Here is a 13,760-nt window from a genome sequence, read left to right on the forward strand (position 1 = left end):
GTTAAATTAATATTCGTCCGCGCGTTGTGAGCACGGGCGTTTTGCATGCTAAAGTCAACATAATAATGTTTATGTAGGCCAAACGGTTGGGTCACTAACGAACTGAGGTGAGCGGAATGCGAAAAATATTTCTGGCGCTCATTTGCGCGCTCACATTGACCGTGGTTGCTGTGCCCGAAACAACTGTCGCGGCAGCAAGCACCAATGGCTACTCGCGCCCAACCGTGCTGGTGCATGGTTACAAAGCCGGTTCCGGTGCGTTTGACAACTTTATCAACGAAACGCAGGTCAACGGCCAGACGACTTTTGCACTGCGGGTAATCATTGACCGTGGGCACATGGTTGTTCAGGGCCACATGCTGCCGCACATGCACCACCCGCTGGTTCAGGTGGTGTTTACGCAAAACCGGGAACCCTGGAACCAAAATGCAATCTGGCTCAACCGGGCTTTGTGCATGTTGCGGCGCCGTTACGGTATCAGAAGCTTCGATGCCATCACGCATTCGCGCGGCTGCATGGACCTGCTTGTGGCATATGCCCACAAGCAGCCACTGCGTCTGCACAAGGCTGTCCTGATTGCAGGACCATATGACGGCGCGCTTTGGCGGGATGACCGCCTCGGCGCCAACCACTTGAACGCTCAGGATGTCCCAGCAATCAAGCACCGGGAGTACCGTGAGCTGCAGCACCTTGCGCCTGATTTTCCGAAGGGTGTGCAGGTACTGAATGTGATGGGCAACAAAGGGGATCGTAGCGACGGCGTGGTCACCAACGTGTCAACACTATCGCTCAAGTCAGCCCTGGGTTCCCGTTTCCGGGCCTACAAGGTAGCCACATTCCACGGCCCACTAGCGGTGCACCATGCGTTGCCGCGGCGGAACCCATACGTCTGGGCGACAACGGTGCACTTCCTGTGGCCAGGGGATCATGGACACCACCGCTTGCAGCATGTGGCGGCGGCGTTTAACCATGATTACATTCTTAAACACAAATATGGCGAAACTATGAAAACGAAGAGTAAAAAATACCAAGATGCTGTTATGCATGAGTAAATGTGGCTGCTGAGGTCCGCCTGGAGGGGCGCCGCTGCTCCGCACTCCGCGGCTTTGCCGCTCCGATGTCGATTGAACTAGCGGCGGCAGAGCCGTAGCAGTTCAAGTCGCGCCGCAAATACTTTCGCGTGGACCAGCCCGGGGCCGGCTCCCGCCAAACTACGCTGCGCTTCGTGTGGCTCCCACCTAATTTTGGGCCCGCCCTCGCGTTGCTCAGTCGCGGTCCCAAAATCACCCCCAGTTGTTAAGCAGAAAACCACTGCTTAACACCTGTTTGGGCTTTACGCGGCATATACTCCACTACACAGCGGCGCCCCTCCAGGCTACAATCATCTTTTGGTTAGAATGTCTTCGCGGATTCCCCAATTGTGATGTGAGAAATATGATAATCCCTAATCAACCTTATAGTTGTAATTCATAATGGGTATTAGATTCAAGTGAAATTGTGGATTTTCTGCGCCAGTAAGTTTAATTGTTGGCATGTGGCATTGCACCGACGATTACAAACTAAAAACGTGTGCTGACCGGGGCAATTAGCTCATCATCAGCACGCGTTTTTGTTGGAACTACATAATAGTTTGTTTTTCCTTACTGCGCTTTGAATTTTGGCGGACCAAAATAGCATCGACGTCTTCAGCTGGAGTATGTTTGCTTCGGTATCTATTTGCACGTCATTGTGGATTGAATTCCGCGTGTCTTGAACGTTGCCGCCGAATATGAATAGTAGGGTGGTTTTCTCGTCGACATCCAGCAATTTGCATTTGTACTCGGCTGCTAGATATACGTCAAGCAATGTGATGTCTTCCGGGTCCTTGGCTACTGTCAATCCCGCCTTGCCTGCTTAGTTGTTCAGCAAACCACTATTATTTGGTGCAGGCAAAAGAGTACCTGGCAGTTTGCACTGGTGAAGTTATATTTGTGAACCAACGGCATGCGTAGGTTGCGGGGCGCCTCTTCCGGGAACGGAGCTTGTGGTAGTGACCATGCTGAAACGATAAACGAAGGCATTGCCTTCGTTTATCGGGGTTAGCGGAGAGACCGCCAAGGATAATAAACGTTCTAACGGTGAGAGTGACACGATTGTTTGAAAAACACGGGCGGGCTCGCAGCTAAGGCGGAAGACTTGGCGCGAACTTCGCCAAGCCTGAAGACGACCCCAGCATGCCTGTCTGTCACTACCACAAGTGTAGTGGGAGGAAGAGGTGCCCCGCCACCGGGGTCTAGCACTGCAATATTTTGCCCGCAAAGTCTTTGCAGTCCGTTAGCTTATAAGCTAGAATTGAGGGACAGATTACATAGGAAAGCAGGGGCAAAAATGGCACTGAGTCAGGCACAAAAAGCCGCGCAGAAACGCTATAAAGAAAAGAATCGCGAGCGGCAACGTTATTATGTTGCGAAGTCGACCGCGTTGCGCTTTATTGACATGGCCAGCGCCGATGATTTTGCCCAGCTCTGCGCCCGGATTGATGAGCGCCGCAGTCAGGAATCTAAAGAAGTTGAGGAACGAATTAATGGCTAAAACTAAAGCAACAACGCCAATGATGCAGCAGTATTTTGCGGTTAAAAAGCAGTACCCAGACGCATTCCTGTTTTACCGAATTGGCGATTTCTACGAGCTGTTCTACGACGACGCCATCAAGGGTTCCCAGCTGCTTGAGCTGACCCTCACCTCGCGGAATAAGAGTGCGGACGACCCGATTCCAATGTGTGGGGTGCCGCACCGTGCCGTTGATAGTTACATCAACGTTTTGATCGACCACGGATACAAGGTCGCTATCTGTGAACAGATGGAGGACCCCAAGCTGGCCGTGGGGATGGTCAAACGCGAAGTCATTCAGTTGGTGACTCCCGGGACCACCACGAATGTGCACCCTGGTGAGGCCAAAAAGAACAACTACTTAAGTGCCGTTTTGCCGCTGGACAAGGGGTACGCGTTTGCTTACGGGGATGTATCGACCGGTGAGCTTAAGGTGACGGTGCTGGATGACATTTACGCCATCAACAACGAGCTGGAAGCCCTGAACTCGGTTGAAATCGTCGTGCCGGAGCACCTTGACGAGGAGCTGGCCAAGGACCTGCACCGCGGTGACCGCTTGCTGTCAGTACAAAAGGATGACGGCTTGAAGCACTCCGAAATCAGTTACGTCAGTCAGGACTTGGATGATGCGGCGGAAATCGCCGTTGTCAAACAGCTGATGCTCTACATGCTGGCAACGCAAAAGCGCAGTCTGGCGCACATCCAGAAGGCCGTGGCTTACGAACCAGCTGCCTACCTGGAAATGGACGCGGACGCGCGGCGCAACCTAGATATTTTGGCTAACAGCCGTAGCGGCAAGAAGGGCGATAGTCTGCTCGGCCTGCTGGACGCGACCAAGACCGCGATGGGCGGCCGGATGCTACGCAACTGGTTGGAGCGGCCACTTCTGAACTCTAAGGCCATCAATCTGCGGCACGCCCAGGTGGCGACACTGCTGGACAACTTTTTCGAGCGCAGTGAGCTCGCTGACGCGCTGACTAGTGTCTATGACCTGGAGCGGCTCGCTGGCCGGGTGGCTTTCGGGAACGTCAACGGGCGCGACATGCTCCAGCTGGCGACTAGTCTGGAACAAGTACCACTCATTCAAGAAGTAATTGCCAAAATGCCTGGTGACAGCCTGCAGAATTACGCTAAGCTCGATCCGGTTGCGGACATCGACGAGCTGATTCGCCGCAGCATCAACGACGACCCGCCGCTTTCCGTTAAGGATGGCGGCGTCATCAAGGATGGCTACAGTGAGAAGCTGGACCATTATCGGCAAACCGAGAACACCAGCAAAGCATGGCTGGCAGACCTGCAGGCAACCGAGCGGGAGAAGACCGGCATTCACAACCTGCGGATCCGCTACAACTCTGTTTTCGGTTACTACATTGAAGTCACCAAGTCTAACCTGGATTTGGTGCCGGAAGACCGTTACGACCGTAAGCAGACCCTGACCAACGCCGAGCGCTTCACAACGCCGGAACTGAAGGCGAAGGAGTCCGAGATTTTGGAAGCCCAGGCTAGTTCAACGGCGCTTGAATACCAGCTGTTCACGGAGGTGCGGGACCAGATCAAGGCCCAAATCGCACGCTTGCAGAAGCTGGCGAAACAGGTGGCCGAACTCGACGTCTTGCAGAGTTTTGCCCAGATTGCGGAAAGTCAGCATTTTGTGAAGCCGACAATGCACCGTCAGGGTCACGCCATTGATATTGATGCCGGGCGTCATCCTGTGGTCGAGAACGTGATCGGTAAGTCGGCTTATATTCCCAATGACGTCAAAATGCCTGATGGAACCGACATCCTGCTCATCACCGGCCCGAACATGTCCGGAAAGAGTACTTACATGCGCCAGTTGGCTCTGATCGTCATTATGGCCCAAGCGGGGAGCTTTGTGCCCGCGGACAAGGCCGAACTGCCGATTTTTGACCACATCTTCACGCGGATTGGGGCCGCTGATGACCTCGCGAGTGGCCAGAGTACCTTCATGGTCGAGATGCTGGAGGCCAACGCCGCCCTTAGTCACGCCACCGCGCACAGCCTGATTCTGTTTGACGAACTTGGCCGTGGGACCGCCACCTACGACGGGATGGCGCTGGCGCAGGCCATCATCGAGTACCTGCACGACAATGTGCACGCTAAGACGCTGTTCTCCACCCACTACCACGAGCTGACCGCGCTGGACAAGACCCTGCCGCGGCTGCGCAACGTGCACGTCGGGGCGACCCTTGAGCACGGCAACCTCGTGTTCGAACACAAAATGCTGACGGGGCCAGCCGACAAGTCTTATGGGATCCACGTTGCCAAGTTGGCGGGGTTGCCGAACGACTTGCTGAAGCGCGCGGACTCAATTTTGACGCGGCTTGAAGGTAAGGAGCAGGTTGCAATCCCGGCGGCGCCAAGCAGCAGTGCTGACAACGTGGCCGAAGACACAGCACAGCTGACGAGCGCTGACGAAAAGGCACAGCCGGTAGCTGATCAAGCCGCGTCACAACCCGCAACCGCAGGCGAGGCAGACGAGCAGCTTGAACTGTTTGCACCTGAACCAGTACCTGCCAAGTCTTCTCTTAACAAGAAGGAGACCGCGGTGCTTAAGGAACTGGGTGATTTTGACCTACTCAGCGCCAACCCCATGGGCGCGATGAACCTCATTTATGAGCTGCAGAACAAACTAAAGTCGGGGAAGTGATCGCGTGGCTAAGATTCACGAACTATCAGAAGAATTAAGCAACCAGATTTCAGCCGGGGAAGTCATCGAACGCCCCGCGTCCGTCATCAAGGAGCTGGTCGAAAACAGTATTGACGCCGGCGCCACGCAAATTGACGCCCGGGTCGTGGACGCTGGCCTCAAGCTAATTGAAGTTAGTGATAATGGTTCTGGCATCGCCGCTGAAGACGTACCGACGGCATTCAAGCGGCACGCAACCAGCAAAATTGCGACGATTCGCGACCTGTTTGCCATTCATTCCCTGGGCTTCCGTGGCGAGGCCTTGGCTAGTATCGCCAGTGTCGCGGACGTGACCCTTGAAACGGCAGTTGAAGCGGGTAAAGGGACTAGTGCGCACATCGCCGGCAGCAAAATGTTCGATCAACACAGTCTGCCGCTGCGGCAGGGGACTAAAATTGCCGTGGCCGACCTCTTCTTCAACACGCCGGCCCGCCTGAAGTACGTGCGCTCGCAGGCCACCGAGATGAGCCACATCGGTGATATCATCAGCCGGCTGGCACTCGGTCACCCCGAGATTGCCTTCACCTTGCGGAACGGTGACAAAATGGTGTTCCGCACCGCTGGCAACGGCGACCTGCAGCAGACCATCGCCGGCATTTACGGTGTGCAGATTGCCCGCTCAATGTTGCGCTTTGAAGGCGAGGACCAGGACTTCTCCGTTGACGGTTACGTCAGCCTGCCCGACACGACGCGTTCCAGCCGCAACGCTATGACACTGCTGATTAATGGCCGCTATTTTAAGAACTACAACCTGATCAAGGGCGTCATTGCCGGCTACGGTTCAAAACTGATGGTCGGCCGCTTCCCGATTGCGGTCATCAATATTAACCTGGACCCGCAGTTGGTAGATGTGAACGTGCACCCAACCAAGCAGGAAGTCCGCATCAGCAAGGAAAACGCGCTCGCAACATTGCTCCAGCGCAGTATTTACAACCGGATTGCCGGGGAGAACCTGATTCCCGATGCCCTGCACAACCTGCGGGGTAAGCGTGAGCCAAGGCCCGAACAGGGTGACCTCCTGCAGAGCAATAACGTTGCTGAAAGTACGGTTGCCCCGGTCTTTCCAGAACAGGCTAGTCGGGGGGCCTTTGTCCCGACGACACCGGCCGCGGCGCCAGCTAAGCCGCAGCAGCCAGAAACTGGCGCTGCTGCAAGTGCTGATACTGACACCGGTCTGGACATTGACCAGCTCGACAAAAATAGTATTTTCACAGAGCCGGAGCGGCTTGCCGCTTGGGATTCGAAGTATGCGGACGAAGCGGTTGACGCCTTTGATCTCGGCACTGATAACGGGGCGCAGGTCCCAGCGTCGGCCGCGGAACAGGCGGCAGCTGCTGCCGGTCTCGGTGACGCCGCCGCGCCACTGACCGCAAATGACCGCTTCCCGCAGCTCCGCTATCTGGGCCAGGTGCACGGCACTTACCTCATGGCGGAGACGCCGGCCGCATTTTACATGATTGACCAACACGCCGCGCAGGAGCGCGTCAATTACGAGTACTACCGGGTCGAAATCGGCAAGGTTGCGGACGCCCAGCAGCAGTTACTGGCACCAATCGTGTTGGATTATCCGCTGAGTGATGCGGAGCTGATTCGCGACCGCCGCGACATTTTGCGGAGCGTGGGTGTTGAACTCGAGGATTTTGGTCAAAATAGTTTCATTGCCAATAGCCACCCGACTTGGTTCAAAGAGGGTCAGGAGGAAGACACTTTGCGTGAGATGATCGACTGGGTGCTCAAAGACGGCCACCTGACCGTCGCGGCCTTCCGCGAGAAGGCGGCCATCATGATGAGCTGTAAGCGGGCAATCAAGGCCAATCACCATTTGGATGCCAAGCAGGCGCAGGCCCTGCTCGACAAGCTAGCGCACGCCGAGAACCCCTACAATTGTCCGCACGGCCGGCCGGTGCTAGTGTCCTTCAGCAACACGGACCTCGAGAAGATGTTCAAGCGGATCCAAGACAGCCATGAAAGTGACGGGTGGGCAGAATGATCGTTTTAGCAAGTAGTTCACCGCGGCGGCAGGAATTGCTGCGGCGGATCTATCCGGATTTCGTCAGTGACCCCGCCGATATTGACGAGCGGGCGCTGCCCATGTTGCCGGCTCCGGAATACGTTGCGACGCTAGCACATGCAAAAGGGGCGAGTGTTGCGCGGCGGCATCCGGGAGCGGTAGTTATTGGCGCGGATACAGTGGTCGAAATTGATGGCCACATTTTGGGCAAGCCACAAAACCGCACGGATGCGTGCGACATGTTGCAAATGCTCTCTGGGCACTTCCACCATGTGCATACCGGCGTTTGGATTCGGTTTAGCGATGGCAGCACCAAGGAGGACGTCGTTACGACCAGCGTTGAGTTCTGGCACCTAACTAACGCAGAACTCAACGCCTATCTGGATAAAGGTACTTATCAGGGCAAGGCCGGTGCGTATGGCATTCAGGATGATGGCGCAATGTTGATCAAGCGCATCGATGGCGATTTTTATAGCGTCATGGGGCTACCAATCAGCCGCCTCAACCGGATGTTGCGCGACGCTGATGGTAAATTGGCCGAGTGATTTTGCCAAAATGGATTCGCAGCGCGCCATAAGTGTGCTATGGTTTTGGTAGAACATTGCGAACGTACGTGCGTAAACTTGCACGATAATTCAGCACGAGGAGAAGATAATGTACGAATATTTCAAGGGCCTCATTGCGACGGTCACACCCGAATACGTGGTGGTTGATGTGAATGGCGTCGGTTACCACTTACTGGTTGCCAACCCCTACGCTTTCAAACAGGGCGAAACGGCGACCGTGTACGCCCAATTGATCATCCGGGACAACGACCAGAGTCTCTACGGCTTCGTGGACGCGGAGCAAAAGCGTCTCTTCAACCTGTTGTTGTCGGTTACTGGGATCGGTCCCAAAAGTGCGCTCGCTATTCTCGCTAACGTGGACGGCAATGGCCTCGCCAAGGCGGTTAACGCCAACGACGTGACCTTCCTGACGCACTTTCCGGGGATCGGCAAGAAGACGGCGGCCCAGATTATTTTGGACCTGCAGGGCAAGATCGACGCGAACACCGACCTGTTCACGCCGGAAGCGACGACCGATGCCGCCAAGCCGTCGTCTGCTGTTGATGATGCGCTCGCTGCACTGACCGCACTTGGGTTCACGGAACGTGAGGTCAAGCGAGTCGAGCCGAAGCTGCTGGAACAAGACCTGCAGAGCACAGAGGAATACCTGCGCGCCGGTTTGAAACTGCTAACTAAGAAGTAGGAGGGGACTGCATGTCAGAAGATGAACGTCTGCTTGCCAGTGATAAGCAAGACGATGATGCGCAGACAGATAGCACACTGCGGCCCCAGACACTCGCCGAGTATGTGGGGCAAGATGCGGTCAAGGGTCAACTGAAGGTCTACATCGCGGCGGCGAAAAAGCGGGAGGAATCCCTCGACCACGTGTTGCTCTACGGACCACCCGGTTTAGGTAAAACCACCATGGCCCTCGTGATTGCCAACGAACTGGGCGTTAACGTGCGCACGACCAGCGGCCCGGCTATCGATAAGCCTGGCGACCTGGTGGCGTTACTGAACGAACTGCAGGCCGGCGACGTCCTCTTTATTGACGAAATTCACCGCCTGCCTAAAATCGTGGAGGAAATGCTCTACTCGGCGATGGAAGACTTCTACGTTGACATCGTGGTTGGCCAGGGCCCGGCCGCGCACCCAGTGCATTTTCCGCTACCGCCGTTTACGCTGATTGGGGCAACAACGCGGGCAGGGGCCTTGTCCGCACCGTTGCGCGATCGTTTTGGTATTAGTGCACACATGGCCTACTACACGACCAAGGATTTGAGCCAAATCGTTACGCGTTCGGCAGCAATCTATAACCTCGCAATTGCACCGGACGCCGTGCACGAGATTGCTTTGCGGTCGCGGGGCACGCCCCGAATCGCCAACCGGTTGCTGAAGCGGGTCCGTGACTACGCCGACGTGGCGGACATGACTGAAGCTACCCAGCCACTGGTCGACAAGGCACTGACGGCGTTGCAAGTCGATAGCAGTGGCCTGGATGCGACTGACCGGCGGATACTGCAGCTGATGATTACGCAGTACAATGGCGGCCCGGTCGGCTTGAGCACGATTGCCGCTAACATCGGTGAGGAAATGACGACCATCGAGGAGGTTTACGAACCCTACCTGCTGCAGATTGGCTTCCTGCAGCGGACTCCCCGCGGCCGGACGGTCACTAAGGCTGGCTACGCCCACATGGGTGCCATTTGGCCGGAAGAAAAAGAGTAGAGAGTGGGCAGCAATGCGGTTAGCTCCTGAGCATTAGCTTAAAAACCGCTAATTCCTGTACTGGAATTGGCGGTTTTTGGGCTAAGCGGAGCCAGTTTCACTTGTGCAGCTTGCTGCCCATAGCGAAATGGACAACGAAGTAGGAGCTGCATTGCGGGCCACGTTTGGAGGCCGCCTCCTCACCATAATTACGAACGGTCAGGAGGCGGCCGGCGGTGATGGTCCTCAGTCGATTCGAAGCTTGTCATTGTGAGTGAGCCTCGTTTTTGCGTTTTGGCCACGTAAAAAGGGTCACCGCAAGCGATGACCCAACGCGGGGCGTTATTTTCAACCTTGACTACGAAAGTTAGGCAGTTTCTTCTACCGCACTGCCGTACGGACTACAAAAACCAACAAGCGATCACAGAGAGCGTATAAAGGAGCTACGCAAAAAGTTTATCTATTCGCCCCGCACCTTTATTATAAGCGCTTGCACTATAGCGCCGCAAGCGGCTAGCGGGCGGTCTTGAGCAGGCTTGACACGTTTGTCATATTTAAGCGGCTGAAGTGACATTATGTCATGCGGACTATGGCAAAGCAGTCTAAAGTTTGTTACAGTGTCCTATGACGAAAAAATTCAAAATGAGGTGTGATATCCATGTTCGTAGCAGCAGCAAATAGTAATCCAATGATGATGATTGTCCTAGTAGTAATTATGGTTGTCATGATGTACTTCTCCATGGTCCGTGCACCTAAGAAGCAGCAGGAAAAGCGCAAGGAAATGATGAACAGCCTCAAGAAGGGCGACACGGTTGTTACGGTTGGTGGCCTGTACGGTGTGATTGACTCCGTTGACCCGAAGAAGAACACAATCGTGCTCGATTCTAACGGTGTTTACCTGACCTTCTCCGCCCAGGCGGTTGGTCACGTTGACAAGCGTGCTGCCGCTCCTAAGGCTGCTGCAACCACGGCTGATGACGCTAAGGTTGACGCTCCTAAAGCAGACGACGCCAAGGCAGACGATGCTAAGGCTGACGACAAGTAATCACCAATTTCAATAATCAATGCCAAATGGGTCGCTTCGAGAGGAGGGGCCCATTTTGCTTATCCGCAACATATTGTCACGAGGAGGTGAACTAGCGCGCTTGCCCGTCAACACTGCCTTTTCATGCAAAAAACGTTAACAAAAATTTTGATAATTGACTACGCAAATGTGACAAATAATACTATCATGTAATTATGTTGATGACTGATGCGGGCCAAATGGTGCCGCTCAGTCCAAGGTCGGGGGATGGCGCCATGAATGAAAGCTTGAATATGAGCAAACCCGCTGTGGCGGACGATAAAACCTTGCGCGTCGTGCACGTGATGTATCTTGATGATCGGGTGCGCGAATGGCTCTGCACCGATACGGTTTTCGGGAAGAGCGGCGCAACAATTAATTACGACACGGCGCGACGAATTGCGGAGTACAGTGCTCAAGGCTATACACTTGTTAAGGACGATTTTATCAGCGCGCGGACTTTCCGCCGGGCGCCGAGTAGTGACCAAATCTTCACAGTGCACCTTAGTAGTCCGGTAGTTGGCACCGCAGAGCCCGTAGTGCAGGGTGTGGCGACGCGCCGTGCCCGGACTCGCGGCAGCCTTATGCGCCGGCTGCGGGAGCGGCTGGCGTTTATGGCGAAACGGGACTAAAAATGATTGTGGCGGGGGGTCACGATTTTTTTTTGCTTATCAATCCATAAATCGCGAACAATTTTGACGGAATTTGAGCAAAAGTTAAGATTCTGCTTAAACGGCGATTTTGAACAGCTAGCTTTGTTACAATTACGAGTAGTTACACTAACATCCGGCACCCACCAATGGAGGTAGAATTTGACAGATTACATGCAGCAAGATCCACAGTTGTGGACAGCAATCACAAATGAAGAGGCGCGCCAGGAACACAACATTGAATTGATTGCTTCAGAGAACATTGTTTCCCCAGCGGTTCGTGCAGCGCAGGGGTCTGTTTTGACCAACAAGTATTCTGAAGGTTATCCGGGCAAGCGTTACTACGGCGGTAATCAGTACATTGATGTCGTTGAGCAGTTAGCCATCGACCGCGCGAAGAAGTTGTTTGGTGCGGAGGCTGCAAATGTGCAGCCACATTCCGGATCGCAGGCGAATATGGCTGCGTACCGGGCGCTGATCAAGCCTGGTGATAAAGTGCTGGCGATGGACCTGACAGACGGCGGGCACCTGACGCACGGGGCGGACGTTAATTTCTCCGGTCAGACCTACCACTTTTACCATTACGGCTTGGACGAGAACGGCCGCCTAGATTATGCGGCGATTCAGGATCAAGCGGAGCAGGTGCGGCCGGCGTTGATCGTGGCGGGGGCGAGTGCTTATAGCCGGATCATCGACTTCGCCGCGTTTAAACAAATCGCGGATTCAGTTGGCGCGCTTTTGATGGTGGACATGGCGCACATTGCGGGGCTCGTGGCCGCGGGCGTGCACCCGAATCCGGTTCCGTACTGCGATGTGGTCACGACCACGACTCACAAAACGCTGCGCGGTCCGCGGGGTGGCCTGATTTTGTGCAAGGAAAAGTATCTCAAAAAAATCAACTCGGCCCTTTTCCCCGGAATTCAGGGTGGACCGCTCGAGCACGTGATTGCGGGGAAGGCGGTGGCCTTGGGTGAGGCAATGCGGCCAGAATTCACCACTTATGCCAAGCAGATCATCAAGAACATGCAGGCCTTGAATCGGGGCTTGTGCGCCGATGATTCCAAGCTCAGCATCGTATCTGGTGGTTCTGACAATCACCTCGCACTGGTGAACGTGACCGGTTACGGGACGAATGGCCGCGACGTCCAAAACTTACTTGACGAGGTCATGATTACTTGCAACAAGAACCAGCTGCCGGGTGAGCAGGATGGGCCCGTGCGGACCAGTGGCGTTCGGGTCGGCACCGCAGCCATCACCACGCGCGGTTTTGATGAGGATGATTGCTACGCAGTCGGTAAGCTGATTGTGCAGGCAATTGCCGGTCGCGACGATGCTGCCGGCTTGGAACAGGTGGCAGCGCAGGTGCGGGCACTGACTGATAAGCACCCGATTGCTGATATCAAGTATTAAGCAGTTCTGAAAACCAAAATAAGGTCCCTGACTCAGATTACTGAGTCGGGGACCTTATTGCATATTAGCGGTGCTCTTTTACTGAATTTTGCTGGCTGCCTTGGCGATGGTTTGTTTGAGCAGCATGTTGACGGTCATGGGCCCAACGCCACCGGGCACGGGCGTGATGGCGCCGGCAACTTCGGCGACAGCTGGGTAATCAACGTCCCCGACCAGCCGCTTCTTGCCGTTTTCGTCCACGAAGCGGTTCATGCCGACATCGATGACCGTTGCGCCGGGCTTGACGTCGCTAGCTGTGATGAGCCCGCGGCGGCCGGTCGCGGCCACGATGATGTCGGCCGTTAGAAGCAGGCTGTGTAGGTCGGTGGTCTGCGAGTGGGCGATGGTGACGGTGGCCCCCTTATTTAAGAGCATTGCCGCCATGGGCTTACCGACGATGTTTGAGCGGCCCACAATGACGGCGTGCTTGCCGGCAACTGGCAACTGGTAGTAATCCAGCATGGCCATGATGCCCAGTGGGGTGCAGGGACCGACGTGCTCGGGGCTGTTCTTGGGCAGGTTCCAAAGGCGGCCGGTTGTGCTCAGGGTGAAACCATCGACGTCCTTGTCGACGGCAATCGTGTTGATGATGGCGTCCGCATCGATCTGCTGGGGAAGTGGCAACTGGACGATGATGCCGTCGACAGTTGGGTCCGCGTTGAGCTTTTGCACAGCGGTCACAACGTCCTCTTGGGTGCTCGTTGCGGGCATGCGCAGGGTGTCGGAGTGCACCCCGATCTGATCAGCCCGCTTTTGCTTGTTGCGGACGTAGATTGCGCTAGCTGGATCATCGCCGACCAGGACTACCGTTAGCCCCGGCTTGCGGCCCAGAGCTGCCGTTACATGCGCTGCACTAGTACTTAGTTCGTCTGTTAGGGCCGCGACGATGGGTTTCGCCTTCATAATTACCGTCATTCAGTTGACCTCCACAATTCTTTCGTAATTCTAATAATATAGCATCTATTATAACGAATCACGGGCGACCCGTCAGGCATTTTGGTGGCTGAATTAAGTTTAGCCCTTGCTGTTAATATAATGT

Annotated in this window: 11 protein-coding genes; 10 read left to right on the forward strand and 1 reads right to left on the reverse strand. The window is 55.1% G+C overall.

All coding sequences use genetic code 11. The features are described from left to right. The first annotated feature begins 116 nt into the window (after positions 1-116). From GN107_RS03115 to glyA, 10 genes are all read left to right on the forward strand, one after another. On the forward strand, positions 117-1,052 hold the full coding sequence (locus GN107_RS03115; protein WP_155286395.1) for an alpha/beta hydrolase: 936 nt from the start codon (positions 117-119) through the stop codon (positions 1,050-1,052). 1,315 nt (positions 1,053-2,367) lie between these two features. After that, positions 2,368-2,571 carry a hypothetical protein gene (locus GN107_RS03120; RefSeq protein WP_155286396.1) on the forward strand — a complete coding sequence of 68 codons (204 nt, stop codon included), beginning with the start codon at positions 2,368-2,370 and terminating at the stop codon, positions 2,569-2,571. Then, entirely contained in the window at positions 2,564-5,257 is a 2,694-nt protein-coding gene (gene mutS, locus GN107_RS03125) for a DNA mismatch repair protein MutS (protein ID WP_230678543.1), read from the forward strand. The genes GN107_RS03120 and mutS overlap by 8 nt, the downstream gene beginning before the upstream one ends. Before the next feature lie 4 nt (positions 5,258-5,261). After that, positions 5,262-7,286 (forward strand): DNA mismatch repair endonuclease MutL, encoded by a 2,025-nt coding sequence (gene mutL, locus GN107_RS03130; protein ID WP_155286397.1) that lies wholly within the window; start codon positions 5,262-5,264, stop codon positions 7,284-7,286. Beyond that, positions 7,283-7,852: a Maf family protein gene (locus GN107_RS03135; RefSeq protein WP_155286398.1), complete on the forward strand. Its 570-nt coding sequence runs from the start codon at positions 7,283-7,285 to the stop codon at positions 7,850-7,852. The genes mutL and GN107_RS03135 overlap by 4 nt, the downstream gene beginning before the upstream one ends. A 109-nt stretch (positions 7,853-7,961) precedes the next feature. Further along, positions 7,962-8,555: a Holliday junction branch migration protein RuvA gene (ruvA, locus tag GN107_RS03140; RefSeq protein WP_155286399.1), complete on the forward strand. Its 594-nt coding sequence runs from the start codon at positions 7,962-7,964 to the stop codon at positions 8,553-8,555. A gap of 11 nt (positions 8,556-8,566) precedes the next feature. Beyond that, on the forward strand, positions 8,567-9,580 hold the full coding sequence (gene ruvB / locus GN107_RS03145; RefSeq protein WP_155286400.1) for a Holliday junction branch migration DNA helicase RuvB: 1,014 nt from the start codon (positions 8,567-8,569) through the stop codon (positions 9,578-9,580). A gap of 637 nt (positions 9,581-10,217) precedes the next feature. Further along, the gene (gene yajC / locus GN107_RS03150) at positions 10,218-10,604 is read left to right on the forward strand and encodes a preprotein translocase subunit YajC (RefSeq protein WP_155286401.1); all 387 of its coding nucleotides are present in this window, start codon (positions 10,218-10,220) and stop codon (positions 10,602-10,604) included. Positions 10,605-10,858: 254 nt separating this feature from the next. Next, positions 10,859-11,254: a mucin-binding protein gene (locus tag GN107_RS03155; protein ID WP_155286402.1), complete on the forward strand. Its 396-nt coding sequence runs from the start codon at positions 10,859-10,861 to the stop codon at positions 11,252-11,254. Between the two features lie 192 nt (positions 11,255-11,446). Next, on the forward strand, positions 11,447-12,682 hold the full coding sequence (gene glyA / locus GN107_RS03160) for a serine hydroxymethyltransferase (RefSeq protein ID WP_155286570.1): 1,236 nt from the start codon (positions 11,447-11,449) through the stop codon (positions 12,680-12,682). Positions 12,683-12,760: 78 nt separating this feature from the next. Here the strand turns inward: glyA and GN107_RS03165 are convergent, their stop codons facing one another. Next, a complete protein-coding gene (locus GN107_RS03165; RefSeq protein WP_155286403.1) occupies positions 12,761-13,636 on the reverse strand; it encodes a bifunctional 5,10-methylenetetrahydrofolate dehydrogenase/5,10-methenyltetrahydrofolate cyclohydrolase in 876 nt (291 codons plus the stop codon). Positions 13,637-13,760: the final 124 nt, after the last annotated feature.

The organism is Lacticaseibacillus zhaodongensis (assembly GCF_009687905.1).
Taxonomy (GTDB): Bacteria; Bacillota; Bacilli; order Lactobacillales; family Lactobacillaceae; genus Lacticaseibacillus; species Lacticaseibacillus zhaodongensis.